This is a genomic window from Kitasatospora sp. NPDC058046, assembly GCF_042885595.1.
Lineage (GTDB): Bacteria > Actinomycetota > Actinomycetes > Streptomycetales > Streptomycetaceae > Kitasatospora.
In genome coordinates, this window is the sequence record NZ_JBHVRS010000008.1 from 296,582 (window position 1) to 321,852 (window position 25,271).

At 72.2% G+C, this 25,271-nt stretch carries 23 protein-coding genes and 1 tRNA gene; 12 read left to right on the top strand and 12 right to left on the bottom strand.

The window, feature by feature from the left end; translation table 11 throughout:
• The first annotated feature begins 256 nt into the window (after positions 1–256).
• Positions 257–3,766, top strand: a complete 3,510-nt coding sequence (locus ACFVU7_RS19225) for a hypothetical protein (protein ID WP_388046083.1) — start codon at positions 257–259, stop codon at positions 3,764–3,766.
• A gap of 64 nt (positions 3,767–3,830) precedes the next feature.
• Here ACFVU7_RS19225 and ACFVU7_RS19230 read toward each other — a convergent pair.
• From ACFVU7_RS19230 to ACFVU7_RS19245, 4 genes are all read right to left on the bottom strand, one after another.
• Positions 3,831–3,914 (bottom strand) — tRNA-Leu (locus ACFVU7_RS19230).
• Between the two features lie 312 nt (positions 3,915–4,226).
• Complete coding sequence (locus ACFVU7_RS19235) at positions 4,227–4,424, bottom strand: hypothetical protein (protein ID WP_049649391.1); 198 nt, start codon at positions 4,422–4,424, stop codon at positions 4,227–4,229.
• A 303-nt stretch (positions 4,425–4,727) separates the two neighbouring features.
• Positions 4,728–5,729 (bottom strand): alpha/beta hydrolase, encoded by a 1,002-nt coding sequence (locus ACFVU7_RS19240; protein WP_387826078.1) that lies wholly within the window; start codon positions 5,727–5,729, stop codon positions 4,728–4,730.
• 24 nt (positions 5,730–5,753) lie between these two features.
• On the bottom strand, positions 5,754–6,821 hold the full coding sequence (locus ACFVU7_RS19245) for an alcohol dehydrogenase catalytic domain-containing protein (protein WP_387826081.1): 1,068 nt from the start codon (positions 6,819–6,821) through the stop codon (positions 5,754–5,756).
• 97 nt (positions 6,822–6,918) lie between these two features.
• Between ACFVU7_RS19245 and ACFVU7_RS19250 the strand changes: the two genes are divergently transcribed.
• Entirely contained in the window at positions 6,919–7,512 is a 594-nt protein-coding gene (locus ACFVU7_RS19250; protein WP_388046084.1) for a CGNR zinc finger domain-containing protein, read from the top strand.
• Positions 7,513–7,586: 74 nt separating this feature from the next.
• Here ACFVU7_RS19250 and ACFVU7_RS19255 read toward each other — a convergent pair whose 3' ends face one another.
• A complete protein-coding gene (locus tag ACFVU7_RS19255; RefSeq protein ID WP_369808254.1) occupies positions 7,587–7,727 on the bottom strand; it encodes a DUF397 domain-containing protein in 141 nt (46 codons plus the stop codon).
• Positions 7,687–8,640 (bottom strand): helix-turn-helix domain-containing protein, encoded by a 954-nt coding sequence (locus tag ACFVU7_RS19260; RefSeq protein WP_380739186.1) that lies wholly within the window; start codon positions 8,638–8,640, stop codon positions 7,687–7,689. The genes ACFVU7_RS19255 and ACFVU7_RS19260 overlap by 41 nt, the downstream gene beginning before the upstream one ends.
• Before the next feature lie 160 nt (positions 8,641–8,800).
• On the opposite strand from ACFVU7_RS19260, the gene ACFVU7_RS19265 reads away from it, so the two are divergent.
• Both ACFVU7_RS19265 and ACFVU7_RS19270 read left to right on the top strand, forming a co-directional pair.
• The gene (locus tag ACFVU7_RS19265) at positions 8,801–9,229 is read left to right on the top strand and encodes an ATP-binding protein (protein ID WP_388046086.1); all 429 of its coding nucleotides are present in this window, start codon (positions 8,801–8,803) and stop codon (positions 9,227–9,229) included.
• A gap of 14 nt (positions 9,230–9,243) precedes the next feature.
• Positions 9,244–9,795, top strand: a complete 552-nt coding sequence (locus ACFVU7_RS19270) for a hypothetical protein (RefSeq protein ID WP_388046088.1) — start codon at positions 9,244–9,246, stop codon at positions 9,793–9,795.
• A 117-nt stretch (positions 9,796–9,912) separates the two neighbouring features.
• Here ACFVU7_RS19270 and ACFVU7_RS19275 read toward each other — a convergent pair whose 3' ends face one another.
• Entirely contained in the window at positions 9,913–10,479 is a 567-nt protein-coding gene (locus ACFVU7_RS19275) for a LysM peptidoglycan-binding domain-containing protein (RefSeq protein WP_049649385.1), read from the bottom strand.
• Positions 10,480–10,787: 308 nt separating this feature from the next.
• On the bottom strand, positions 10,788–12,152 hold the full coding sequence (locus ACFVU7_RS19280) for an alpha/beta fold hydrolase (protein ID WP_388046090.1): 1,365 nt from the start codon (positions 12,150–12,152) through the stop codon (positions 10,788–10,790).
• 68 nt (positions 12,153–12,220) lie between these two features.
• Between ACFVU7_RS19280 and ACFVU7_RS19285 the strand changes: the two genes are divergently transcribed.
• From ACFVU7_RS19285 to ACFVU7_RS19300, 4 genes are all read left to right on the top strand, one after another.
• The gene (locus tag ACFVU7_RS19285) at positions 12,221–12,838 is read left to right on the top strand and encodes a TetR-like C-terminal domain-containing protein (RefSeq protein ID WP_388046092.1); all 618 of its coding nucleotides are present in this window, start codon (positions 12,221–12,223) and stop codon (positions 12,836–12,838) included.
• 152 nt (positions 12,839–12,990) lie between these two features.
• Complete coding sequence (locus ACFVU7_RS19290; protein WP_388046093.1) at positions 12,991–14,352, top strand: tetratricopeptide repeat protein; 1,362 nt, start codon at positions 12,991–12,993, stop codon at positions 14,350–14,352.
• A gap of 31 nt (positions 14,353–14,383) precedes the next feature.
• On the top strand, positions 14,384–15,415 hold the full coding sequence (locus tag ACFVU7_RS19295) for an LD-carboxypeptidase (RefSeq protein WP_388046095.1): 1,032 nt from the start codon (positions 14,384–14,386) through the stop codon (positions 15,413–15,415).
• Positions 15,416–15,520: 105 nt separating this feature from the next.
• The gene (locus ACFVU7_RS19300) at positions 15,521–16,735 is read left to right on the top strand and encodes an alpha/beta hydrolase family protein (RefSeq protein WP_388046097.1); all 1,215 of its coding nucleotides are present in this window, start codon (positions 15,521–15,523) and stop codon (positions 16,733–16,735) included.
• Between the two features lie 18 nt (positions 16,736–16,753).
• Here the strand turns inward: ACFVU7_RS19300 and ACFVU7_RS19305 are convergent, their stop codons facing one another.
• Complete coding sequence (locus ACFVU7_RS19305; RefSeq protein WP_143204706.1) at positions 16,754–16,933, bottom strand: hypothetical protein; 180 nt, start codon at positions 16,931–16,933, stop codon at positions 16,754–16,756.
• A gap of 216 nt (positions 16,934–17,149) precedes the next feature.
• Here ACFVU7_RS19305 and ACFVU7_RS19310 point away from each other — a divergent pair, with 216 nt between their 5' ends.
• Positions 17,150–18,349, top strand: coding sequence for a pentapeptide repeat-containing protein (locus tag ACFVU7_RS19310; protein WP_388046099.1), 1,200 nt, complete (start codon positions 17,150–17,152; stop codon positions 18,347–18,349).
• A gap of 60 nt (positions 18,350–18,409) precedes the next feature.
• On the opposite strand, the gene ACFVU7_RS19315 is transcribed toward ACFVU7_RS19310, so the two are convergent.
• Both ACFVU7_RS19315 and ACFVU7_RS19320 read right to left on the bottom strand, forming a co-directional pair.
• Positions 18,410–19,132 carry an alpha/beta fold hydrolase gene (locus tag ACFVU7_RS19315; protein ID WP_388046100.1) on the bottom strand — a complete coding sequence of 241 codons (723 nt, stop codon included), beginning with the start codon at positions 19,130–19,132 and terminating at the stop codon, positions 18,410–18,412.
• A 165-nt stretch (positions 19,133–19,297) separates the two neighbouring features.
• Entirely contained in the window at positions 19,298–20,683 is a 1,386-nt protein-coding gene (locus ACFVU7_RS19320) for an aspartate aminotransferase family protein (protein ID WP_388046101.1), read from the bottom strand.
• Between the two features lie 118 nt (positions 20,684–20,801).
• On the opposite strand from ACFVU7_RS19320, the gene ACFVU7_RS19325 reads away from it, so the two are divergent.
• The 3 genes from ACFVU7_RS19325 to ACFVU7_RS19335 all read left to right on the top strand — a co-directional run bounded on the left by ACFVU7_RS19325 (position 20,802) and on the right by ACFVU7_RS19335 (position 24,122).
• Positions 20,802–21,551, top strand: coding sequence for an SDR family oxidoreductase (locus tag ACFVU7_RS19325; RefSeq protein ID WP_074005568.1), 750 nt, complete (start codon positions 20,802–20,804; stop codon positions 21,549–21,551).
• A gap of 304 nt (positions 21,552–21,855) precedes the next feature.
• On the top strand, positions 21,856–22,383 hold the full coding sequence (locus tag ACFVU7_RS19330) for a hypothetical protein (RefSeq protein WP_147409167.1): 528 nt from the start codon (positions 21,856–21,858) through the stop codon (positions 22,381–22,383).
• A gap of 188 nt (positions 22,384–22,571) precedes the next feature.
• Complete coding sequence (locus tag ACFVU7_RS19335; protein WP_388046103.1) at positions 22,572–24,122, top strand: AMP-binding protein; 1,551 nt, start codon at positions 22,572–22,574, stop codon at positions 24,120–24,122.
• Between the two features lie 228 nt (positions 24,123–24,350).
• Here the strand turns inward: ACFVU7_RS19335 and ACFVU7_RS19340 are convergent, their stop codons facing one another.
• Entirely contained in the window at positions 24,351–25,202 is an 852-nt protein-coding gene (locus tag ACFVU7_RS19340; RefSeq protein WP_388046104.1) for a helix-turn-helix domain-containing protein, read from the bottom strand.
• Positions 25,203–25,271: the final 69 nt, after the last annotated feature.

Below are 25,271 nucleotides of genomic sequence, written 5' to 3' on the forward strand. Positions count from 1 at the left end.
TCCGTCGCGGGGCCGGCGTGGCTTCGCTGGAGACGACGATGCTCCGATCGGCGCGCCGGAGCCAGGAATTCGCCCCTGGTCGAAACCCTTGCCCCCGGCCCGCCGGTCTGCCCTGCGGGGACGGTCTCTGCCCGTCTTCCCTCCGGAAAGGGCTGTTGGTGGGAACGTCACCGTTCGCCGCACGGGCGCGCTCGCGGCCCGGGTACACAGTGCGCGAACCAAGCTGGTTCGCCTCCCAACCGAAATGGAGCCGCTCATGATGGCGCCGAGCGAGACCGACCGGCGGCTGCGCAGCCGCACAGCAGACCGGGTGGAGGTCACCCAAGTCCTCAGCCAGGACGTGGTCCTGGGCGGGCCGGTGATTGTGGACACCGCCCGCCGCAAGCCGGTCCTCGCGTTCCACAACCCCGGAGAGAAGGCGGGTTCGGACTCGGACGGGCACCAGGCCCTGGTGTTCTCCCCTCGATCGGGCCCGGTCCCCGACATCAAGCACGTGGCCCGTGCCCTGGGCACCCCCACCGGCTGGCGCGTCACCAGCCCGTTCGAGGACTGGCTCCAGGAGCAGGCCGAGCAGCCCGGCTGGGTGTTCAGGGACCTCACGGTGACCGTGACGCCCGGAAACGGCTCTCGGAGGGTGGTCGCGGAATTCCTCTTCGGGTCCACCAACCCTCAAGACCTCGTCAGCCAGGTCTTCACCGTGGAGCTGTCCCAGGACGGCACCCAGTGGGCGGAACCCGTTCCGCTCGACACCACCGGTCTGCCTCAGCGGAACTACGAAACTGTCGACACGACGTACACGACACAGGGGGATCCTGTGACGTACGCCGTACCGAAGGGGGCATCGGGACTCTGGATCAGATCCAAGGATCAGGGGGACGCCTACCTCCCCACAAGCACGCCCGGCCCGAACGGCGTCCCCGTGGCCGCTGCGCTTTCGGGCACCGAGGTCGTGCTGGCGAGCGTGGACTCGGGCACGGTGATCGCCTCGGGGGCAACTCTCGGTACGGGGTACTCCATCCAGACCGACACGCTCCCCTTCCAGGCCAAGCAGGTCGTCACCGGCTTCGCGACGGGCGAGGGTGTGACCTTCCTGGTGACCGACTCGGCCGACGGCCTGTGGACGGTGCTCGGTGACCGCGACGCGCTGAAGGTCGGCCAGAAGCTCCACGACAACGGCACCGTCCGGGTGGACTCCCATCCCACGGCTGACGGTGGCCGTGCCGTCTACGTCGTCGACACCGACCACGTCTGCTGGATCCACCGCCTGCCCGCCCAGGGAGCGGCACTGCCGGGAATCCCGCTCCAGAAGGACGTGGTCGCCGTCGCCACGCCGCCCTCGCCGCTGGAGACCTCGACCGTCTTCCTCGTCGAGGCGGGCACCGAGCCCGGCGACGAGACGAAGAACGAGCTCCGGCTCGACGTCCAGGACAGCGCCACCGGCCTGTGGCGGCGGGTGCACGTCCACGACCCCGCGGCGGGCGTCAAGGAGGTCAAGCGCTACCGGCTGGAGGCCACCCTCCTCGACCAGCTCGGTGCGCCCATGCCGGGGCAGCATGTGACCCTCGCCCGCGCCCCGGGCAACACCTCGGGCGAGGTCGCCTTCGACGGCCAGGTCACCGATATCACCGACCAGCCGACCCCCCTGAAAACCGACCTGTTCGGCAGGATCACCCTGACCTTCACCCCGACCGGCTTGTCCGCTCCCGACCTCATCCTCAAGGTCCCGGGAATCGACGACATCGCCCTGCGGCCCTCGCGGGACACCGAGGACTACCTGCGCGGCACCAAGAACAAGAAGCTCAACCTCACCAACCCCGCCGGCCCCCTGCCCGACTTCGGCAGCGGTGCCCTGGCCGGCGCGAAGGTCCCCGGCCAGGCAGGGCACCCGACCCACGACTCCCTGGCGCCCTGGGCTGCGAAGTCCAAGCTGGTCGCCGTGCCGGCAGCCAAGGCGATCACGGCCATGGCCGGCTACAAGGCCAGTCCGATGTCGCAGGACGCGCCCAGCTTCCGGCTGTCGGTGCGGCAAGGCACCGGCGCCCCGGAGCTCGTGTACGAGGAGCTCAAAGCGCCGGAGGCTCCCGACGACTCCTGGGAGGACTCCCCGATCGCCTTCGGGGACCTCCACGCGGGCCTGCACAGCGGGGTCGTCACACCCGTGAGCATCACCTTCGACACGAAGAACGGCATCCTCGCCGTGATCGCCCGGATCGGGAAGGAGCTCAAGACGTTCTGGACCTCGGCGAAGAAGGCGATCGAGGCGGTCTGGGGCTTCATCGGCAGCGTCTTCAACGTGATCGGCTCGAAACTCCTCAACGTCGTCGACTGGTTGGCCGCGTGGTTCGACTTCCCCGCGATCTGGCGCACCAAGAAGGTCTTCGAGGGCTCCGTCCTCAGCATGCTCGACAAGGCCGAGGCCGCCGTGGCCGAGGTCGGCAAGCTCGCCGACGACTTCATCAAGAAAGAGAGGGACAGCGTCCAGAGGACCTTCGACGGCGCCCGCGCCAAGCTCGGGGACACGACGGTCGGCAGCTTCGACACCTGGTCCGGGAAGGGCAAGCAGGACGTGCCCGTCATCGGGGACGCGAAACTCGCCGACCTCGGCGGGGGCAACGCCCACCTCAACTGGTTCCAGGACAAGGCGGCCGGGATGTCGGTCGCGTCGCAGGCCGGCGACAAGGAGATCGTCGACGACGACGCCTGGAACGCCTGCGCCCCCACGTTGAAGCAGGCCGGCGGGGAGTTCGTCAACGGCGTAAGTGACCTACTGGAAGGCTTCACGAAACTCGCCGCCAACCCCCAGGACCTCAAGGCCTCCACCCTCGCCAAGCTCCTCGAATCGTTCGAGCAACTGGCCCTGGCGGCCCTCGACTTCGGGGACGTCCTGGTCCACGCGATGGTCGACCTGGTCTCCAAGGCCGTCGGCAAGCTGAAGACGGCGCTGACCGCCGAACGCGACGCCGGAATCCTCGGGAAGCTCTGGAAGTGGATCGCCAAGCAGGCCGGCGATCCGGACGCGCCACTGACCGTCAACGGCGCGGTCTGCCTCCTCGGCGCGCTCCCGGTGACACTGGTCTACCGGCTGATCAAGGGCAAGGGCGCCGAGCCCTTCCCCGAGAAGTCCACCCCGCTGAAGGCCCTGAGGCACGGGTCCGCCCCCAGGGACACGCTCACCCCCACGGACAAGACGTGGCTGCTGGTCGCGGCGATCCTGCAGACCATGCAGTTCGCCTTCTACGCGGCGGGCGACCTCCTCGCCTACGAGAGCGCGCAGGGCCTCGACTGGCCCTACCTCGGCCCGCTCGTCCAGGTCGCCAACCTGCTGTTCACCCTCGTGGTCTTCGACATCGCGACCACCGTGCTGAAAACGACCACGACGCCGGGCTGGGCCATCGCCCTCGTCGCCACCCTGTTCGCCCTGGCGTTCGCGGTCCTGGCCGTGGTCTACCGGACCGCGTTCAAGGGGTGGCTCTCGAAACTGGCGGACGCCGGGGACCCGATCCCCGTCCTCCTGATGCTCAAGGGCTGCTTCTGGAACCTGCGCGGGGCCGTGGCCCGGATCGTCGACGGCACGACGGAGGACGCCGACGAGGGCGCGGCACAGGTCCTGCTCGCGATCTCCCCCGCGACGGCCCTGCTGAACAACCGGATCATGCTCAAGGAACCGGACTCCGGCTTCGTGATCGCGACGGTCAAGGCCGGCCTCGACACCTTCTTCACCGTCCTCGGCGGCGTCCTGCTCTGCCGCCATTACGACAAGCACTGAACCCCGCGCGCCCGGACAACAAAGAACGGCCGGTTGATCCGAAGATCAACCGGCCGTTCATCTGTGCGCGAGGGGGGAGTTGAACCCCCACGCCCTTTCGGGCACTGGAACCTGAATCCAGCGCGTCTGCCTATTCCGCCACCCGCGCATCTGGGTGATGAGGAAAACTATAGACCATCCGGAGGGGTACCTCCGACCACCTCCGGGCAGACGGCCGGGGGCTACTCCGCTCCCAGGATTCGGAGGCCGTGCTCCTCCTGGAAGTACGCGTAGTCCTTCAGGTTCAGCGTCGCCAGCGGAAGGTCGTAGGTGAGACAGCAGGCCGCGATCCACATGTCGTTGACGGGACGCGGAAGACCGGCCTTCAGGCCGGCCGCCGAGAGCCTGCCCCCGCCAACCTGCGCTTGTGCGTCAGGGACGTGACGTCGGTGTCAAGAATGACAGGCTGCACCTTGCTCCCTCAGGCCACGTTCCGCTGGCGTTCGGCGCGGACGAACGCCAGGAACTCGTCGAGCTCTTCGTCCGACTCGAAAGTGTCGGCCTGGAGCTCATCGAGGGACCGTATGGGCTGCGTGTTCTTGGCTGCCAGCAGTTCCTCGACCGTGACTCGGGGGCGCGCGGGCGGGTAGATCGGGCGTTCAACTTCCGAGGCGCTCATGAGTGGCCTCCCGCAAGTGATCGGCTAGGGCTTACGAAAGCCATGATAGAGCCCGATCACACCGGGTGATGCCTTCGCTACCCGTCCGCCGCCGCTGGGCTCCGCAGGCGGGGAGCGGCCATGGCGGTGTCTCCTTCCGCGGCCGCTCAGGCCTGGAACTCGTCGATGACGACGGCACCGGTCGGGCCGTACGTCTCCAGGGACTCCAGCACGTCGCCCGCCTCGTGGAGGCTGACGATGCGGGTATAGACCATCCGGAGGGGCACTTCCGACCACCTCCGGGCAGACGGCGGGAGACCGGGTCTACGCCGGGGGCCGGGGGTGCTGGGGCGCGGGGGTACGGAAGTGGCGGGTGAGGTAGCCGAGCCAGGCCTGCTCGAAGCTCTCGGCGAGCTGTGACTCGGGGGCGAACAGGTCGAAGGCGTGGTACGCGCCGGGGTAGAGGTGGAGTTCGACGGGGACGCCGTGGGCGCGCAGGCGCATGGCGTAGTCGAGGTCCTCGTCGCGGAAGGAGTCGAGTTCGCCGACGGCGACGAAGGTGGGCGGCAGGCCGCCGAGGTCCTCCGCGCGGGCGGGGGCGGCGTACGGGCTGACCTGGTCGGTTCCGGCGCGGTCGCCCAGGATCGCCCGCCAGGCGAGGAGGTTGGTGGCGCGGTCCCAGATGCCGAGGTCGGTGATCTCGTGGCTGGACGCGGTCCGGTTCCGGTCGTCGAGCATGGGGTACATCAGCGCCTGGAACAGCGGCGTGGGGCCGCCGTGGTCGCGGACCAGCAGGGCGGTGGCCGCCGCGACTCCCCCGCCGCCGCTCTGGCCGGCGATGCCGATCCGGGCGCCGTCCAGGCCGAGTGCCCGCGCCTCGTGGAGGAGCCACCGGTGGGCGGTGTGCCCGTCCTCGGCGGCGCCGGGGGCGGGGGTCTCCGGGGCGAGCCGGTAGTCGACGGCGGCGACGGCGCAGCCGAGCCGTGTGCTGAGCCGCTTGAGCCAGGGGTCGTCCTGAGCGGCGAAGCCGAGTACCTGCCCGCCGCCGTGGAACCAGAGCAGGACCGGCAGCGGGCCGGGCCCGGCGGTGGTGGGCCGCAGCAGGCGGATCGGTACGTCCGGGCCGTCGGGCCGGGTCGCGCGGTGTTCGGTCACGGTGACCGACGGGTCGTCGGGGGTGGAGTCGGCGACGGCCGCGGCGAAGGCGCGGAGGGTCTCGCGGGTGGCGGGGATGTCGGTCAGGTCGAACGCGCCGTTGGGGGTCATCGGGACGGCGTCGAGGGCCCGGCGCAGTTCCGGGTCGACCAGCAGGCGGGGAACGGGCATGGTCGTGCTTCCTTCCACCGGTGCTCAGGCCCGGAACTCGTCGATGACGACGACGCCGGTCGGCCCGTACGTCTCCAGGGACTCCAGCACGCCACTCGCCTCGTGGAGGCCGACGGTGCGGGTGACGATCCGGCCGGGGTTGAGGCGGCCGGCCTCGATCATGTTGAGCATGGTGCCGAAGCGCTGGCCCTGCATGCCGAAGGCGCCCAGGAACTCCAGTTCCTTGACCATCATCACGTCGATCGGTAGCCCGACGTCGCCCTTCTCCGCACCGGTGGTGTGCCCGAGTTGGAGGTGGCGGCCGCGCGTGCGCAGGGAGAGGACGGAGTTGCGGCAGGCCTCGGCGATGCCGACGGCGTCGACGGACACGTGGGCGCCGCCCCGGGTGAGGGTCCTGACCGCCTCGGCCGGGTCGTCGGTGGCGGCGTTGACGGTGTGGACGGCGCCCAGGGCGCGGGCGGCCTCCAGCTTCTCCTCGGAGATGTCGACGGCGATGACGTTGGCGCCGGTGGCGGCCGCGATCTCCACCGTGGACAGGCCCATGCCGCCGCCGGCCCCGTACACGGCGACCCACTCCCCGCCGCGCACGCGGGCCTGGTCGACGACGCCGTGGAAGGCGGTCATGTAGCGGCAGGCGAGGGCCGCGACATCGACGAATCCGACGGTCTCCGGCACCCGGACGAGGTTGACGTCGGCGAAGCGGACCATGACGTACTCGGCGAAGGCACCCCAGTAGGAGACGCCGGGGACGAGCGAGTCCACGTGCTCGCACACGTGCTGGTTGCCGCTGCGGCACATCTCGCAGGAGCCCTCGCCGGGGTTCATCGGGAAGATGACCCGGTCGCCGTCCCGCCAGTCCCGAACGTCCCGGCCGACCTCCACGACGGTGCCGGCGAACTCGTGGCCGAGGACGAACGGGGGCTTGACCTGCGGCCCTCCCGTCCAGAAGTCCCCGGCCCACAGGGCCCAGTCGGTGCGGCAGATCCCGTTGGCGCCGACGCGCACGATGGCGCCGTCGGGCGGGCAGACGGGGTCGGGCACGTCACGGATGACGAGGGGCTGGTGGAGTTCTTCGATGACTGCGGCGCGCATGGACGCGACCTCCTCGGGGAAAGTCCACCGGTTCAAGTGGTGGACCTTGAAGCTATGCGCCCGCTTCGCCGCGTGTCAACCGCTTAGAGTGGTGGACATGAGTGACGAAGACGGCCGACGAGAAGGGCGCCAGCGCGCCAAGACCGACTTCCGGTTCGACGACGCACGGCTGTGCTTCGCCTTCGCCGGCACGCTCGCCGATCGCGGCAAGGAGCTGCACGTCGAGCGGCTGGCGCTGCCGGAGGACCTGAGCCGGTGGAGCGTGGAGAGCGGCTGCACGACGGTGGCGCCGAGGTGCGACGAGGCAGAGCTGGAGGGAGCGAGGCGGCTGCGCGAGGCGATCCAGCGGACGGGCGTCGCGCTGGCGGAGGGGGCGCCGCCCGCGCCCGAGGACGTCGCGGTGGTCAACAGGGCGGCAGCAGAAGCGACTTCGGTGCCCGTGCTCTCGGCGGACGGGGCGTCCGTGCGGTGGGACGGGGACGGGATCGCGGCCGTGCTGTCGATGGTCGCGCGGGACCTGATCGCGCTCTGCGCGTCCGAGGAGCAGCGGACGCGCGTGCGCATCTGCGGAAACCCCGACTGCGGAACGCCGTTCGTGGACACGTCGAGGGCGGGCGCGCGGCGCTGGTGCTCGATGAAGACCTGCGGCGCACTCGCGAAGAAGCGCGCCTACCGGGCGAAGGCGAAGTAGTCAGGGGCGGGGAACGCCTCGGGGCGGGGCGCCAGTTGGCGCCCCGCCCCGAGGGAGGGATGTGGAGGGGTGACTCAGCCCTCGATCGGCAACTCGCCGGCCCGGACCGCCGCGACGAAGGCGTTCCAGGAGGAGTCGGGGAAGAGGAGGGAGGGGCCGCCGGGGTCCTTGGAGTCACGCACCGGGACGGCGCCGGGGAGGAAGCCAAGGGCCACCTCGATGCACTCGCCCGCGTCGCCCGTGCTGTAGCTGCTCTTGCTCCAAGCAGCCTTTCTCAGATCGACGTTCTGCAAAACGGTACTCCTCCATCGCATCGGCGATCAGGGCCCTGGTTTCTCCTGGCGAGAGTACACCGCCGCGCATCATGTCGAAGTCCCGCCTGGACTGCTCGACAACCGACGGGGCGTCGCTGAAGTGCCCGCGATACAGGCTCTCCGAGTACACCCACTCCCTGCCGTCCGGCATCAGCATCAGCACCAGCGAGGCAGATGGCGCAACTGGCATCGCACTGCCGAACGGCATCACCTCGACCACGATGTTCGACTGTTCCGTCACCGCGAGCAGATGCTCCATCTGCCGCCTCATCACACCCGGCCCTCCGAAGACCGTACGAATGGCAGCCTCATCCAGCACCACCATGAGGGTCGGCCCATCAGCGACCAGGAAGCGGTGCTGCCGCATCAGCCGGGTCTCAATCCGCTCGGCTAGCAACTTCGGATTGTTGCGCGCGTTTCCAGTCGCGAACATCGCGCGGACGTACTCCTCGCACTGCAACAAGCCATTGATCCGAGAGTACTGAAGCACCCGAATCGCCAGCGCTTCGTCCTCCAGTTCCATGAACTTCTCGAACCAGTCCGCGCTTTCGATATCCGCCTGCCAGTCCACCCGCTCCCACAGCCGGACCAGCAAGCCCCCCATGGCCAGGATTTCGTCAGCCCTCTCGACGGTCTCCCGGTCCATCGATCTCCTCCCACCCTCGAACCGGGTGATCACCGTGCGGGAGAAGCTCAGGAGCTTCCCCAACTGCTCCTGGGTGTAGCCGGCTCGCTCACGCGCGAAGCGGAGCGCTTCGCCGAACATCTCCGCCGGGTTCGCCGTCGGCTCGAGCCCAAGGCGCCGATGTGCCACGTGTTTCCCCCTTAGGTGCTACGGATCTCCGTACTCCGTTTTGGTCGCAACCGTAACTCCGACACCCTCATCATTGATGCCGGAATGCAATCTTTTGCATGCATAGCGTTACATCGCGCGCCCCCTTCACACCCCCTCCGCCCCCGTGAGGTGCTCCCCCATGCTCTCGCCCCGTCGGCCCCGCGCGTTCGTCGCGCACCTCGACTCCCGCGCCGAGTCCACGCCCCTGGCGCGCTACCTGCTCCGCGCCTACCTCTCCGGACTGCCCTCCGGCGACCGCTACGCGGACACCGCCGAACTTCTCCTCGGCGAGCTGTTCGCCAACGCCGTCCAGCACTCCGACGCGCCGGACGACCGCCACATCGAGATCCGCATCGCCCTGATCAACTCCCGCCTGCGGCTGGAGGTCCACGACGCCGGCAGCGGCCTGCCGTCCCTCCACAACCCCACCGCCTGCGACGAGCACGGGCGCGGCCTGTTCCTCGTCAACAAGCTCGCCGAGCGCTGGGGCTGCACCTCCCGTCCCGACGGCATCGGCAAGTTCGTCTGGGTCCTCGTCGCCCCCGCGCCCGCCCCCGCCCTCGCCTGAAAGCCCGAACCCCCATGCACCTCACGACCCTGGCCCGGCACGCCCTCTCCCGGGGTGCCACCCCGGCCGCGGCCTTCGCCCTGATCGCCCGCCTGGGCCACCCGTCCCTGCCCGTCGCGCGCGCCGTCTGCCTCGCCCTCGACATCCCCCTCGCCGAGACCACCCGCCGCCTGGCCGAGTGCTACGACGCCCTGCTCTCGAACCCCCGCCCGGACTCCGAGAACGACACCGGTGAACTCCTCGAAGCCCTCGGCGTCTTCGACGTCCCCAAGTCGCTCACCGACACCGAACTCGCCGTCGTCGAACACTTCCTGGCCGCCATCGACGCCCACGGCAGCCTCCGCCCCGGCCACCGTCACGGCCTCCAGCGCTGGTTCACCACCGGCAACCTCACCACGGCCTACCTCTCCCTGGCCGCCGCCCATCCCATGCCCCGCACCGGCGACCCCGCCCTGTACTGGGCCACGCTCGTCACCGCCGGCGAACTCCTCACCACTGCCCCCGGCCCCGACAGCCGCATCAAGTACGCCCTCGCCCACTGCCGCGACCGCGCAGCCCGCACCTGAACGCCCTGCGTGGGAAGTCGGCGGGGCCGACTTCCCACGAGCCGGTCACCGGCACACCGGATCGACGATCCGGTGATCAGGGCGAGGTGCCCGGACGCGGGCGCCCGGACCGCACGACTACGGAATCGTCAGCACCTGACCGACGTTCACCAGGTCCGGGTCGTCGATGCCGTTGGCCTGCGCGATCTCCAGGTAGCGGCTGCCGTCACCGTAGAAGCGCTCGGCCACGGCCCACAGGGAGTCCCCGGGCTCGACGGTGTAGGTCTGCACCGCGACGGGCTCCGGGGTCGGGACCGGCTCCGGCTCCGCGACCGGAGCCGGGGCCGAGACCGGGGCCTCGGCGGCGAGGGGGAAATCGGTGTTGGTGTCCGTCGCCCACCGCGCCCCGCCGTCCCGGGCGTACAGCACCACGTTGCGGTCGGCCTGCACGACCAGGCGGTCGACGTCCTGGCCGTCGGTCCCGGTGGACCACGCCGCACCGTCGCCCTTGTAGAGCACGAAGTTGCCGTCCTCCTGGAGCACGGCCCGCTCGACGCCCTGGTTCTGGGTCTCGGTCGCCCACACGACGGCGCCCGGCTCGGAGAGCACCAGGTTTCCGTCCCCCTGAAGGGTCAGCGTGTAGGCACCGCCGGTCAGGGACTGGCCGAGACCGAGTTCATTGCCAGCGTACAGAGTGTCACTCATGGATATTCCTTTCGGATAAGGGACTTGGCGTCGTCGAGCCGGGCTAGCGGCACGTCAGAGACAGGCAGCCTCACCCGCCGCCGGCGCACGAACACCAGTCCTTGGACTCTAGGTGCCATCGGGGTTTGCACACAATTCACCGCATCGGGTGACATCCCCGGCACGACGGCCGCGCCCTGGCGGCCGCCCGCAGCTGCCCCCCGGCAATCCCGCCCCGCACGAGAAGTCGACCCCGCCGACTTCCTGTGCAGAGCAGTCTCCCCCGGCCCGGCCGCCGGCGGTCCACCCCGTACGCGACTGCCGGGCCTTCACTCGTGGTCGCGCAGGAAGGCCGGAATCCCCTCGCGGGTCGGGGAGTTCGGCAGGGGCGCCGACTGGTCCTGGAGGAACGCGCCGATCACGGCCGCGGCCCGGTCGTTGTTGCCGTCGAGGCCGTTCCACATGTGGTGCCCGACCCCCGGCATGAACTGGGTGCGCTGGATCGCGGGGTCGGCGGCGAGGACGGCGGTCGCCCATTGGCGGACCTGCGAGGAGCACTCGGCGATCATCAGCATCGCGGGGGTCCGGGACCGCCCCAACTGCGGTGCGATGGACGCCGAGTCCCTGACCGTCCGCTGGACGCGGAGGCTGGCGGCGGGGCTGAAGGAGAAGTTCCGCGCGCTGTCCTCGACGGGGATGCGGTGCGCGTCGCGCGCGCAGTAGGCGGATGCCGTGTCGCCGCCCAGGTCGGCGGCGGTGAAGGCGTTGTCGCCCTCGGCCTGGCCGATCAACCCGGTGCCGGGGCTGAGGAGTCCGAGCCGCAGCAGGCCGAACGCCACCGCGTAGCGGGGGACGTGCGTCGATCGCGGCCCGGTCGGGTCCGGGGCGAGGCCGCGCGCGGATTCGCGGCCCTGGTGCCCGGCGGTGCGTGCGGTGGGGCCGTCCATCGGGCCGGGTTCGGCGATGACCGCCCGGTGCACGCGCGCGGCGGTTCCGGGATCGGCCAGGGCCCGGGTGAGCACGACCGCGCCCGACGAGAACCCGAGGACGTCGACCGCGCCCGCACCCAGGCGGTCGAGGAAGGCGCCGAGGTCGCGGACCGACCGGTCGGCCGTGTACTGGTCCATGGGGAGCAGACCGCTGCGTCCGCCGCCGGGCTGCTCGTAGGCGTAGACGTCGTAGCCCTGCCCCGCCAGAAGCCGCAGGAACCGGTGGTCGAGCAGCGAAATGCCGCGCACCGGACCGCCGTTGAGGTACACGAGCGGGACGGGGTGCCGGGGGCCGGGCCCGGCGGGCGGGTAGTGGTACACCGCGACGCTGCTGCCGGTGTCCAGGCTCCAGTGCTCCGTGGCCACGAACGGCAGGTCCGGCGGGTACTGCCGGGCCGTGGGCACGGTCGGGACGCAGACCGGCGCCGTCAGCGCCGCCGCGACGACCACCGGCAGGAACGGCACGAGCCGGGCCGCCCGGGTGCGGCTCCGGCTCCGGTCCCGGCTCCGGCTCCGGCTCCGCCACAGTGCGAGGGCGGTCCCGGCCGCGAGGACCGGCAGCCAGGCGGCGAGCCCCGAGCCCGCGCCGTCCGTGAGGACGACCAGGGCGAGGAAGGCGAGGACCGACGCCAGGACGGCGGCCAGGGCCGACAGCGAGCGGGCGGCGCGGCGTAAGACCGTCGCGGGCAGGGCGAACGTGGACAAGGTGGAGCCCTCCTTGTTTCGTAACGCTGTTTCAAAACGACGTTATCAAAGGCGGTAGGCTCCCCGTCATGGGAAGGCCGAAGACGAACGACGAGACCGTCGGAGAGCGCCTCGTGGCGTGCGCGACCGAATGGCTCGCCACCCGCCCGCAGGAGACCGTCACGGTCCGGGCCGTCGCCGCGGCCGCCGGGACCTCGACGACGGCGGTGTACTCCCTCTTCGGCAGCAAGGACGGACTGATCTCGGCCGTCCGCGACCAGGCCGTCGCCGGCCTGTTCCGCGCCGTCGCGGACGTACCCACCTCCGCGGACCCCCTCGCCGACATCTACGCCCTCGCCACGGCCTACCGGCACTGGGGGCTCGAACACCGCCACCTGTACACGGTGCTGTTCGGCGGGGTGCAGTCCTTCGAACCGTCGGACACGGTCGGCACCAGCGACCCCGTCCGACCGCTCACCGCCGCGATCGACCGGGCCGTCGCGGAGTCCGTCCTCGACGGCCCGGCACCCTCGATCGCCCTCTCGCTCTGGGTGACCCTGCACGGGCTCGTCACCCTCGAACTCGCCGGGGCCCTCGACGCCCCCACCGCACGGGCCGCGTTCAAGTCGACGATCCACGCCGCACTGCGCGGCTGGACGACCCCCGCGGTGTTCCGCGGACTCCGCGAAGCCGAACCCACCCCCTGACGGGCCAGCCCCTTGCGCGAGAAGTCGGACCGGCCGACTTCTCGCGCAAGGGCGGTGGGCGCCGAGGGCTTCCCCGTACGGTCCGGCCCCGGTCCACCCCTGGACGGGGCGAGCCCAGGACCGCTGTCAGTGGCGGTTCGTACGCTCCCCGCGTGACCATCGACGACCTCTCCTGGCAAGCGCACAACCTCGGCGGCGTCCACCCGCGCATGGCGCAGACCCTCCTCGACCTGGGCCAGGTGGAGCTGCTCGCCCGGGCGGCGCAGGAGCGCGGGGACTGGAACTGCGCGAGGGCGGCGGCACTGGAGCTGGGCGCGGCCGGGGAGTTCGAGCGGGCGCTGGCACTCCTGGACCCGTTCACGGACATCGGCTGGCGGGCCGCCGAGTGGGTCACCGCCGAGATCATGATCCGGCAGGGCGAGGCCGACGAGGCCCTCGCGATGGTGCGCCCGGACGCGGCCGAACTGGACGACGCCCACGTGTGCGTGCGCTACGCCGAGTTGTCGGCGAAGGCCGGGCGGATCGACGAGGCCATCGAGGTGCTCACGCCCCACCTCGGGGCGTCCTGGCCGCTGTCGTGCCTGGTCGAGGCGACCGAGGGCCAGGGGGCGGACGACCAGGTCCTCGACGTGCTCGCCCAGGCCGCGGAGCGCGCGGGGACCGAGCCGACGGGCTCGCTGGAGCGGTGGCAGGTGCTGCTCCTGACCGCCCGCGTCCTGGAACGCGCCGGGCGTACCGACGCGGCCGTCCAGACCCTGCGCACCGAAGCGGCCGCCGGCCGGCACCACCCCGTCAACTTCCCCGAGTACCAAGCGGAACTCCTCGCCCGGCAGGGCCTGATCGAGGAGCTGGCATCCCTCGCCGCCGACCAGCCCTACGCCGCCTTCGACGCGTACGCGAAGGCACTGGAGGACGCGGGGCGCGCACCCGAGGCCGAGACCCTGCTGCGCGAACGCATCGAGGCCCACGACCTCTCGAACGACCGCGCGGCGCTGATGGACCTCCTCGTCCGCCAGGGCAGGATCGACGAAGCCGTCGAGACCGGCCGGCCCACGTTCGACTACCACGACTGCGGGAACCTCCTCCACCGGACACTGGACCTGCTCGTCGACGACGGCCGCCCCGACCGCGCGCTCGAACTCGTGGAAGGGCTCACCGGCCCGTACGCCGAAGGGCACCCGGACGACGTCCTCCAGCTGCGGCTCCGGCTGCTCGGCGAGGCCGGCCGCTGCCCGCAGGGCATCGCGGAGGCCACCGCCCTCAACGAACGGCAGCCCGGCGCGTGGGACACCTCGCTGGCACGGCTGCTGGAGCTGGACGGCCGACTGGAGGAGGCCGTCGCACTCCTCCGCGCGTCCACCCACGACCGGGCCACCCTCGACCTGGCCGACATGCTGCTCCGGAACGGCCGCCCGGCCGAGGCCCTCGCCGCCATCCCCACCATCGCCGAGGAACGCGCGGCCGCCGAACGCAGGGGGTGCGACGACAGAACCCTTCCGGCGAAAGTCGGGTGACCCCGCCGACGGCAACGGCGACACTGACGCCATGACTGGTTCCGCACCGCCTCGACTGCTTCGACCGCGTGCCCTGGCGCCCGGAGACCTCGTCGTCATCGCCGCGCTGTCCGGTCCGCTGCCGCCCGCGTACGAGCCCAACGTCGAGCGGACGGTGGCCGTGCTGGAGCGGATGGGATTCCGGGTGCGCCGGGCTCCGCTCCTCGAAGCGGGCCGCCGCCACTGGTGGAGCGCGGCCACCCCGGCGGAGATCGCCGGGGTGCTCAACGCCCTCCTGCGCGATCCCGAGGTGCGCGCGATCGTCGCCAGTGACGGCGGCCAGACGGCGCTCGGCTACCTCGACCTGATCGACGTCGAGGCGATCAGGGCCGACCCCAAGCCGATCCTCGGCTACAGCGACATCTCCCTGCTGCACCTGGTGCTCCACGCGCGCACGGGCCTGGTCGGGTTCCACGCCGACATGGCCGTCCCCGGCTTCGGCGGACACTGGCGGTCCGCGCCCGCGGCGCGCCAGGCTGAACTCGAGGCGCTCTACGCCAGGTTGCTGACCGGCACCGAGGCGATCGGCGCACTGCCCGCGAGCCCGTCGTGGGAGTGCTGGCGTCCCGGCCGTGTCGAAGGGCCGCTGATCGGCGGGTTGATCAACCGGATCGTGCTGGCGCAGGCGACGCCCTTCGCGCTGCCGCTCGAACGGTTCGACGGTGCGGTGCTGTTCTGGGAGGAGATGGGCGGCCTGGCCTCGTACGTGTGGAGCTACCTGCACGTGATGCGGCACAGCGGCATCCTCGACCGGATCGCCGGCATGGTCGTGGGCGTCCCGCGCGAGATCGACGGCCTCGGACCCGGCGCGTCCCCGACCCTGCGCGAGATCGTCCTCGACGTCCTCGGGGACCGTGACATCCCGGTCCTGGGCAACGTCGACTTCGGGCACGCCGGCCCGAACCTGCCGATGCCGGTCGGCATCCGCGTCGGCCTCGACGCGCGGCAGCGGACGCTCGCCCTGCTCGAACCGGCGGTGGAGCCCCACGAGCCGACCAAGGGAGCCCCGCGCCGCACGACGTAGCCCCGGCGTATGACCCGGTACCCCGTGGGGGCTACGAACGACAACAGGACGGTTACCTCGACGGGTTGATCCGACACGGAGCCGCAGGACCATAGCGTCTGTCCCATGAAACGCAATCGCCGTATCAGCGCAGTCGCGGTGCTGACGCTCGCCGCCCTCGCCACCGGAACCGGCGCCGGGTTCGCCGCCACGGCCGGACCGTCGGCCGCACCGGTGGCCGCACCGGTGGCCACGCACGCGTTCGACACCGCACCGGCCGCGGCCGCCGCACCCGCGCGGACCTTCCAGGGCGCGCTCCCCGCGCCGACCGGCCCCTACGCCGCCGGCGAGGACGTCATCCACCTCACCGACACGAGCCGCCTCGACCCGTGGGTGCCGTCATCCGGCCCCCGCCAACTGGCCGTCACCATGGTCTACCCGGCCGTCCCCGGGACGGGGACCCCGGCCCCCTACATGTCCCTCGGCGAGGCAACCGGAATCGTCCAGCGGCAGAACCTGCCGGCGAGCTCCGGCATCACCCCACAGACCATCGCCGGCGTCACCACGCACGCCTTCGACGGCGCGCGGCCGCAGCCCGGCAAGTACCCGCTGGTGGTCCTCTCACCCGCGTACGAGGACCCGCGCGTCACGCTCACCGCGCTCGCGACCGACCTGGCCAGTCACGGCTACGTCGTCGCGCTCGTCGGCGACACCTATGAGGACAGCGGCGAGACGCTGGCGGACGGCCAGACGACGCCGTGCGCGATCTGCGGCGACCCGTCGCGGATCGACTCCATCCCCACCAACCGCGCGCTGGACGTGTCCTTCCTGATCGACCAGTTGACGCACGGCAACACCGCGTGGCGCCTGGCACACCTCATCGACAAGCACGAGATCGGCATGGCCGGACACTCCATCGGCGGAGCGGCGGCCTCCGCCGCGATGGTCGCCGACCCGCGCGTACGGGCCGGCGTGAACATGGACGGCGCCTTCAAGCCGGTCCCGACGCCCGGCCAGATCAACCGGCCGTTCCTCATGCTGGGTTCGCCCGACAACCACCCGGCCGGTGGCGGCGACACCACGTGGGGGCAGGCCTGGGACGCCCTCGGCGGCTACAAGAAGTGGCTGACGGTCGCCGGCGCCGACCACTTCAGCTTCAGCGACCTGGACCTGCTGCACGAGCAGGCCGGGTTCCCGGCGCCGCCCCTCTCCCCGGCACGCGGGGTGGAGATCACCCGCGAGTACGTGACGGCGTTCTTCGACCGGACGCTGAAGGGGATCGACGGTCCGCTGCTGGACGGACCCTCGCCGGACAATCCGGAAGTGGTCTTCCAGCGCTAGCGCGGTAGGGCCTGTCTCCTAGCCCCGCTGGGCGACCAGCCAGGCGAGCAGGCCGGTCACGGTGGCACCGCCCGCCGCCGTGGCCATGCCCCGGACGAAGTACAGGGCGACGGTGCGCCGGACGACCCGCCACCGACGGCGCCGTCCGGCCACCTCGCCACTCCGTCCCACCCCACCGGGCCGACCGTGCTCGAACATCGCGCTCCTCCTCATCCCTCGGGACAGCCGCTTCTCACGGCCTGGATCAACCCTGGCGGCGGACGGAGGCAGCACCGCGCCCGGTCGATGAGACCGGATGAAACCGGAGGCCTGCCGCCAGGAACCCGCGTTCAACTGACAGAACCGCCCCGCCACTTCATGATGGACCGACAGTTACGGACGAAATCTGACAGTCCATCGAGGGGTAGCGCGGCCTTGGCGGGAATCGTCGTTCCGACCAGTGAGAAGCTCCCGCCCGGGCCACGCAGGGACCTGGTCGAAGCGCTGCACGGGCTGTACCGGGGCGCGGGCAAACCCAGCCTCCGCGAGATCTCCCTCGGCATCAAGCAGCGCGACGAGCTGCCGACGACGGTGAGCCACGACACCGCGAGCCAACTGCTGCACGGCGTGGCCGTACCCGCCTGGGCGCGGGTGGAGTCCATGGTCCGGTACCTGGCCGGCACCGCCGTCGGGCGGCAGAAGCCGGACCCGGAGGACGAGGTCGAACGCTTCCACCGGCTCTGGCTGGCCGCCGACGACGCGGAACGGGACGCTCCGGCGCCGCCCCCCAGGGCGGATACGACGGATGCGGCGCTACGGGAGGAGCTCCGGTCCACCGACCCGGAGCGCCGCATCGCCGCCCTCTACCGCCTGGAACGGCTCGCCTGGCGCACCCCGCCGCAGGACCAGGAGGCCACCGAGCCGTCCTGGCCGTCGATGCTGGGCAACTTCCTCCGGGAGGCCCGCCCACTCGGGGGTTCCACCAGCCCGGAGCCGGATCCGGCCGAGGACGTCCAGGTGGCGGTGCTGATCCTGGGCCGTCTGCCCGAGCGGTATTCCGGCGGCCACTTCAACCTTTCGCGGCTCGATCTCCGGAACCTGGTCTGGGACGGGGCCCGGTTGTGGCGGGCCAACCTGAGTTCGAGCCTGTTGTCGGGCAGTTCCCTGGAGTACGCGCAGCTGGGAGACGCCCGACTCGTGGAGGCGACCCTCACCGGTGTCGACCTGGACTCCGCCGATCTCACCTCGGCCGACCTCACCCGGTGCGATCTCTCCGGCACGACCATGGTGGACACCAGGATCCCGGACGCGAACCTGTCCGGCGCCGTCCTCACGGGAACGGAGCTGGTGGGCGCCTCGGCCCCCCAGGCCAGGCTGCGGGGATGCAAGGCCTCGGGCGCCGACTTCCGCCACGCCGACCTGAGCGAGACCAGCTTCAAGTGGGCCGTCCTGACGAACTGCCACTTCGACCACGCCAAGCTCGCCAGCGCGGACCTCACCGGCGCGGTGCTGAGCGGCTGTTCCTTCGCCGGCGCCGACCTCTCCCGCGCGCGCTTCACCAAGCGCGGCCTCACCGAGGCCCAACTGACGCCGGCCCAGCTGCAGTCCATCAAGGTCGTACAGAACCCCGACTGACCGAACGCCCCCGACTGACGGCGTTCACGCGCCGCCGACCTTCCGCGCGGTGCGGGCCCGCTACAGCGCCGCCAGGTAGGCCTCCAGCCGCTCGGCCAGTTCTTCCGGGTGGCCGAGCATCGGGAGGTGGTCGCCCGGCATCTCGTCCGGCCGGAGGCCGAGCCGGTCCTGGACGAGTCGGCGCAGGAAGGCGGGCGGGAAGAAGCGGTCGCCGGTGGCCAGCAGGAACCTGGTCGGCACCTGCGGCCAGGCCTCCAGGGGCCACGGTGTCCCGAACGGCGTGGCCGACTGGCGTCGCCCGTGCTCGGTGAGGAGTTCCTCGGCCAGGGCGGGCGGGGTGTCGTGCAGGAAGAGGGCGCGCTCGTCCTCCTCCGCGCCCTCTGCCACGCCCCTGGCGCGGTCGGATTCGCGGCGGGCCTCCGGGTAGCCGGTGTTCTCCCACCACGCGCCCGGCGTCTCCCCTGGCGCCGGCACCTGGGCCTGGAGCATGACCAGCAGGTCCACCGGCAGCCGGGCGCACACCAGCGGGCCGGTGAAGCCGCCGAAGGAGTGCGCGACGACCACGCGCGGGCCCGTCCGGTCGCCGGCCGGCCGTTCAGAAGCCGCCGCCGCCACCACCGCCGACACCGCCGCGTCCGCGTACTCGGCCAGCCCGGCCGTGTCGTCCTCGCACGGCAGGTCCGGCGCGACCACCTCGTGGCCCCGCCCCCGCAGCTCGGCCGCCAGCGGCTCCCAGCACCAGGAATCGGCAGCCGCGCCGTGGATCAGCACGAACGTCGCCATGGAACAGTCCCCCTCGCACGCCGGTCAACTCCGGTATCCCGGAACTCCCTTGCCGCGCGCGAGTGTACGACCCGCCTCCGACAGTCACCGGTGCACCCGCCCGCCTCCGCCCGGCCGCGCGCGGGAAGTCGGACCCGCCGACTTCCCGCGCACAACAGCTCCGGCTCACAGGGTGCGGAACGCGCCCTCCACGGCCTCGCAGGTCTCGTCCAGGTCGTCCTCCGTCACGGCGGCCGAGACGAACCAGCAGGCCATCCCGTACGCGTTGACGTGGATCCCCCGGCGGAGCAGCTCGTGGCGGAACGCGTGGTGGCGGGCCTGGTCGCTGCGGAGCAGGTCCCGGTAGTGCCGGGTCGGCTCGCCGTCGGCGGTGAACACCACCTGGAACATCGCCCCCACTCCCTGGACCGCGCAGGGGACGCCCCGGTCCCGGGCGGCCCGCCGGACGGCCTCCATGATCCGTCGGCCGCTCTCCTCGATGTGCTTCACGGTGTCCGGCCGGTTCAGCCTGCGCAGCGTCACCAGGGAGGCCGTCGCGGACAGCGGCGAGGCGTTGTACGTGCCGCCGTGCTTCACCCGTCCCTCGGCCACCGGCTCCATCACTTCGCGCCGCCCCGCGAAGGCCGCGATCGGCAGGCCCCCGCCGAGCGCCTTGGCGTAGACGGCGAGGTCCGGCACGACCCCGAACAGCGCCTGGGCGCCGCCGGGGCCGGTGCGGAAGCCGGTGCAGACCTCGTCGAAGACCAGCACGATGCCGCGTGCCGTGCACTCCTCCCGCAGCAGCGCCAGGTATCCCGGCGCGGGCATGGTGCAGGCGTTGTTGGCGACGATCGGTTCGCAGACGACGGCGGCGAGTTCGCCCCGGTGGGCGTCCAGGACCGCGCGCAGCGCCCCCGGGTCGTTCCACGGGCAGACCACGACGTCGCCGACGACACCGGCCGGGATGCCAGCCGAGTGGGGCACGGAGCGCGGCGCGCCGTACGGCCCGGCCTCGACGGGGTCTGGCCGGTTGGAGACGGCCAGGGTGTCCGACCAACCGTGGTAGTGACCCTCGAACTTGAGCACCTTGGACCGCCCGGTGTACCCGCGGGCGGCCCGCACCGCCCCCTGCACCGCCTCGCTGCCCGAGTTGGCGAACCGGACCAGTTCCGCGCAGGGCACCATCTCCCGGATCAGCTCGGCGAGTTCGACCTCCACCGTGTTGCAGGTGCCGAACATCGTGCCGGCGCCCAGGACGGCGCCGAGCGCCTCGGCGAGCTGCCGGTCGGCGTGGCCCAGCACCGCGCTCCCGTAGCCGGCGAGGTAGTCCACGTACGTGTTGCCGTCGACGTCCCGGACCCGCGCGCCCGAACCGCCCACCAGGTAGAGCGGGTAGGGGTCGGGGCCGGTCGAGGTCAGCCGGGCGGAGGAGCTGACGCCGCCCGCCAGTGACTCCTTGGCCCGCTCGAACCACTGCCGGCTGCCGTCGGTCCGGCCCGGTACCGGGTCGGGGACATCCACGTGCGCCGGGCTGCGGCCGTTCGACTGCGCCGCCGGGTTACGGCCATTCATGTGCGACTCCTGTTTGGTCGAGGGTTGTCCGGGCACGCTCGGGGTGCCCTTCGTCGGGACGGGTTCCTGCCGGACGGCATCGCGAGCAGAGCAGGGCAGAGCAGAGGGGACGTGGGGCATGGCGGAGCGGACGGCGGTCGTCACCGGGGCGGGGCGCGGCATCGGGCGGGCGAGCGCGCTGGGCCTGCTGGCGGACGGCTGGACGGTGGTCCTGGTCGGCCGCCGCAAGGAGCCGCTCGCGGAGACGGCCGGGCTCGCCGCCCCCGCCGACCGGGACCGCGCCGTCCCCTTCCCCGCCGACATCACCGACCCGGTGGCCGTGGACGGCCTGTTCGAGTTCGTCGAGGAACGGTTCGGACGGCTGGACCTCCTGTTCAACAACGCCGCCGACGTCATGCCGTACACCCCGACCGAGGACGTGGCCGTCGAGGACTGGCACCGCGTGATGGACTCCATCGCCACCGGCACCTTCCTCTGCTCGCGCGCGGCCTTCCGGATCATGAAGCGTCAGACCCCGCGCGGCGGACGGATCATCAACAACGGCGCGCCTTCCGCACAGACGCCCCGCCCGGACTCCGCCGCCTTCACCGCCGCCAAGCACGCGGTGGCCGGGCTGACCCGCTCGCTGTCCCTGGACGGCCGCCGCCACGACATCTCCTGCGGCCAGATCGACATCGGGAACGTGACCCCGCCCGACCACCCCCAGCCGGCCGTCCTCCAGGCCGACGGCTCACGTCGGGTCGAACCGACCATGGACGTGCGGCACGTGGTCGACATGGTGCGGACCATGGCCGGGCTGCCGCTCGGGGTGAACATCCAGTCCGTCCTGGTCATGCCCAGCGCCATGCCGTACGTGGGCCGCGGCTAGGGCTGCTCCTCCGGGACCGACCGGGCGCCGCGCCGCCCCCGCACGGAACGTCGCGGCACCGCCCTGACCCATGTCCCGTCCCCCGTCCGGTTGCCGCTGCCGTTCGACCGGCGTCGACCGCGGTTCACCGGGTTGTTGCCCGGATGTCCCCGCGACGCCGCCGAAGCCGACGCCCCGAAGCTTCTGTCCCACCCCGGCCCGAAGCAATCCGCCGACGCGGCGAACGGCCGAAAAGTCGTCTCCCCCTCCCGCGGTGCCCCTCGCGGCGCGATCATCGTGCCGACGCCCGGTCACCACCAGCCCGTTGGGGGAGCCCTTGTTCCGCGACACCCGCCCGCACGGCATCCGCATACCGACGCACCGCGAGACCGCCGAGGAGTGGGGCGAGCAGATCGCCGTGCTCCGCGACGCCCCGCGCGGGTGGCGCTTCCTGCTGGGGCGGCTGTCCTCCGACGGCTACCTCTGCCACCTCGACCTCAACTACCACCTGGACGGCGAACTCGTCGCCGTCGTCCAGACCTCGCGCCCCGTCCCGTCCGGCCACCGGGTGGGCTCCCTCACCACCCCGCGGTCCCAACTCTCCACCTTCCTGGCGAATTCGGACCGCCTCGACCCCCGCATCCACCTCGCCCCGCCGGACGGCCCGCCCACCCCCGGCGAGGTCCGGCTCCACGGCGTCCCCGTCCCCGTCGAGGTCCACCGCAGCCACGGCTGCCGCAGCGCCCTGATCTCCCGGCTCCCCTCTCAGCCCGGCTACGCGATCGTCACCGCCGCGACCGAGCACTGGGCCGCCGCCACCGACCTCGCCCTCCGGCCCCCGGCGGCGTTCTGACCGCGCGGGCCCCGCAACGGGCGTGCGCCGGAACGGGTGTGCGCCCCGAAACAGGCGCGCGCCCACGATCATTCCCCTGTCCGGGTGACGGACGATCACATTCGGCCCTCCTCGGCAGTTCCCGGACCAGGGGCGGAGGTTGGGGTTAGCCTGTGGACATGGTTGCAAACTACAAGGAAGAAGTAGCCATGCCCGACGCGGAGTTCGTCAGCGGTCCCGCTCTGATCCTCCAGACCCTCGCCGCCGATCCCGACCGGCAGGCCGTCGTCACCGCCGACGGCGCCGAGATCACCGCCGGCGAATTCGCCGCCGCCGGCTACCGCCTCGCCCACGAGCTGATCGCCCGGGGCGCCGCCCGCGGCACCACCGTGACCCTGCTGACCGGCAACACCCCCGAGGCCCTGAGCGCCCGGTACGCGGCGGGCCTCGCCGGCGCCCGGGTGGTGAACCTGTACGACGGCATGAGCACCCCGGTCCTGGCCGAGATCACGGCGAGCGTCGACACCACCGTGCTGCTCGTGGACGCCGAACGGTACGCCGAAGCCGCCGAGTTGCTCCCACTGATCGACGTTCCGACCGTCCTCACCCTCGGCCCCGGGCCCGGCGGCGACCCCGCCGCCCTCGGCGAGGACGTCATCGCCGCCTCCGCCCACCGCCCCGCCGAACCCCCGGCCGTCCGGGTCGGGCCGGAGGACGACCTCAGCATCCGCCACACCGGCGGCACCACCGGCATCCCCAAGGGCATCCTCAGCCTGCACGGACCGTACCGCCGCATCTTCGACGCCCCGATCGGCAGCGACCCCGCCGCCGGCGCGCCCCGCCTCCTCGCCGCCACCCCGCTCGCCCACCTGGCCGGCATCTTCGCCGACCTGACCCTCCAGCACGGCGGCACGGTGGTCCTCCAGCGCTCCTTCGAGCCCGGCGCGGTCCTGGCCGCCATCGAGCGCGAGCACATCACCGACCTCTGGGTGCTGCCGCCGCTGCTCCACCAGCTGCTCGACCACCCGGCGATCGGCCGCACCGACCTGTCCAGCCTGCGGTACCTCTCCTACGGGGGCAGCGCCGCCTCACCGACCCGGATCCGCGAGGCGCTCAAGGTCTTCGGGCCGGTCCTGGTCGGCCTCTACGGGATGTCGGAGGCCCAGCTGATCTCCTTCCTCACCCCGCAGGAGCACGACCGGATCGGCCCCGGCGGCCAGGTGCCGGTCGGCCGGCCCGTCCCGGGCGTCGAGGTGGCGATCCGCTCCGACGACGGCACCGACCTGCCGACCGGCGAACAGGGCGGGATCCACCTGCGCTCCGACGCCGTCATGGCCGGGTACTGGAAGCGGCCCGACCTCACCGCCGCGGTGCTCCGGGACGGCTGGCTGAACACCGGGGACGTCGGCTACTTCGACGAGGACGGCTACCTCTACCTCTCCGACCGGGTCAAGGACCTGATCATCGTGGTCGGCGGCCACGTCTACCCCTCCGAGGTGGAGGACCTCCTGCTCACCCACCCGGCGGTCGCCCGCTGCGCCGTCTTCGGCGTCCGCGACGACCAGGAGGCGGAGCACGTCCACGTCGCCGTCGTCCCCGCCCCGGGGCAGCGGCCCGACCTGGACACCCTCCGCGCGTTCGTCACCGAGCGCAAGGGGCGGATCTTCGCCCCCGAGGTGCTGCACCTCGTCGACGAGATCCCGCTGACGCCCGTCGGCAAGCCGGACAAGAAGCGGCTGCGCGCGGCCGCCACGGCCTGAAGGCCCGCACCCGCCGGACCGCACCCGCCGGACCGCAGCGGGCGCGGCCGGGGCGGCGGCCGGAGTGGCGGCCGCACACCGAACCGGCACCGGTCCCCACGGGAATCCCCACCCGGCTTCACCCCAAGGTGGGGTTTGGCTCAACACGCCACGGGCCCCGTGCCGAGAAGCCAACGGGGTGGCGGCGCTGAGGGCCGCCACCCCGTCGGCTTCCCCCCCGCTCCCCCGCTACGGCTGCCGCGACCGCGCCAGCGCGTCGAGCGCCGCCGCGGCGGCCGGGTCCGGGCCGGGGGTGTAGACCTCCAACCGGTGGTCCGGCCGGTCGGGTTGGAGCCACACCTGGTACGTCACCTCCAGCGGCCCGACCGCCGGATGGTCCAGCGTCCTGCTGCCGAAGGTGCACTCCCGCACGTTCCCGCCCGCCCACCAGGCGGCGAACTCCGGGCTCTTCATGCTGAGTTCGCCGATCAGCCGGGCCAGCTCGCGGTCCTCCCCGTACCGCCCGGCGACCAGCCGCAGGTAGCCGACGTGGGTCCGGGCGTAGTGCTCCCAGTCCCGTTCGAGCGCGCGGGTGCGCGGGTCCAGGAACAGCAGCCGGCTCATCGACGGCCGGGTGGCCGGATCGTCCGGCGCCCCGTACGGGAGGTGTCCGGCGAGCAGCGCGTGGCCGAGGCGGTTCCAGGCGAGCACGTCGTTGCGGCGGCCGAGCAGCAGGGCGGGCACGTGGTCCAGCGAGGCGAGGAGGTGCACCGAGCGCGGGTCCGGCTGCTCGGCCGGAGGGCGGCTCCGTACGGCCCGGGGCGGGCGGCGGGCGAGGTCGCCCAGGTGGGTGCGCTGGGTCGCGTCCAGGCGCAGGACGCGGGCGATCGCGTCGAGCACCTGGTCCGAGGCGTTGGTGCTGCGCCCCTGCTCCAGCCGGGTGTAGTAGGCGACGCTGATGCCCGCCAGCCCGGCCAGCTCCTCCCGGCGCAGCCCGGCCACCCTCCGGTGCTCGGCCGGCACGCGCAGGTCCAGCTCGGCCGGGGTGACGGCGGCGCGGCACAGGCGCAGGAACTCGCCCAGCTCGCTGTTGGCTCCCATGCCCACCGAGGCTACGGCGGAAGGTTTCCGCAGGCCAGCGCCGTGGGTGACCCTCCGAGGAGTAGGAAC

Bases quoted from the DNA above. Each gene is read 5' to 3' on its own strand.
- ACFVU7_RS19225 (WP_388046083.1), top strand. From the start codon at position 257: ATGATGGCGCCGAGCGAGACCGACCGGCGGCTGCGCAGCCGCACAGCA.
- ACFVU7_RS19235 (WP_049649391.1), bottom strand. From the start codon at position 4,424: ATGAGCGCCTCGGAAGTTGAACGCCCGATCTACCCGCCCGCGCGCCCC.
- ACFVU7_RS19240 (WP_387826078.1), bottom strand. From the start codon at position 5,729: ATGCCCGTTCCCCGCCTGCTGGTCGACCCGGAACTGCGCCGGGCCCTC.
- ACFVU7_RS19245 (WP_387826081.1), bottom strand. From the start codon at position 6,821: ATGCGCGCCGCAGTCATCGAAGAACTCCACCAGCCCCTCGTCATCCGT.
- ACFVU7_RS19250 (WP_388046084.1), top strand. From the start codon at position 6,919: ATGAGTGACGAAGACGGCCGACGAGAAGGGCGCCAGCGCGCCAAGACC.
- ACFVU7_RS19265 (WP_388046086.1), top strand. From the start codon at position 8,801: ATGCTCTCGCCCCGTCGGCCCCGCGCGTTCGTCGCGCACCTCGACTCC.
- ACFVU7_RS19270 (WP_388046088.1), top strand. From the start codon at position 9,244: ATGCACCTCACGACCCTGGCCCGGCACGCCCTCTCCCGGGGTGCCACC.
- ACFVU7_RS19275 (WP_049649385.1), bottom strand. From the start codon at position 10,479: ATGAGTGACACTCTGTACGCTGGCAATGAACTCGGTCTCGGCCAGTCC.
- ACFVU7_RS19285 (WP_388046092.1), top strand. From the start codon at position 12,221: ATGGGAAGGCCGAAGACGAACGACGAGACCGTCGGAGAGCGCCTCGTG.
- ACFVU7_RS19295 (WP_388046095.1), top strand. From the start codon at position 14,384: ATGACTGGTTCCGCACCGCCTCGACTGCTTCGACCGCGTGCCCTGGCG.
- ACFVU7_RS19300 (WP_388046097.1), top strand. From the start codon at position 15,521: ATGAAACGCAATCGCCGTATCAGCGCAGTCGCGGTGCTGACGCTCGCC.
- ACFVU7_RS19305 (WP_143204706.1), bottom strand. From the start codon at position 16,933: ATGTTCGAGCACGGTCGGCCCGGTGGGGTGGGACGGAGTGGCGAGGTG.
- ACFVU7_RS19315 (WP_388046100.1), bottom strand. From the start codon at position 19,132: ATGGCGACGTTCGTGCTGATCCACGGCGCGGCTGCCGATTCCTGGTGC.
- ACFVU7_RS19320 (WP_388046101.1), bottom strand. From the start codon at position 20,683: ATGAATGGCCGTAACCCGGCGGCGCAGTCGAACGGCCGCAGCCCGGCG.
- ACFVU7_RS19325 (WP_074005568.1), top strand. From the start codon at position 20,802: ATGGCGGAGCGGACGGCGGTCGTCACCGGGGCGGGGCGCGGCATCGGG.
- ACFVU7_RS19335 (WP_388046103.1), top strand. From the start codon at position 22,572: ATGCCCGACGCGGAGTTCGTCAGCGGTCCCGCTCTGATCCTCCAGACC.
- ACFVU7_RS19340 (WP_388046104.1), bottom strand. From the start codon at position 25,202: ATGGGAGCCAACAGCGAGCTGGGCGAGTTCCTGCGCCTGTGCCGCGCC.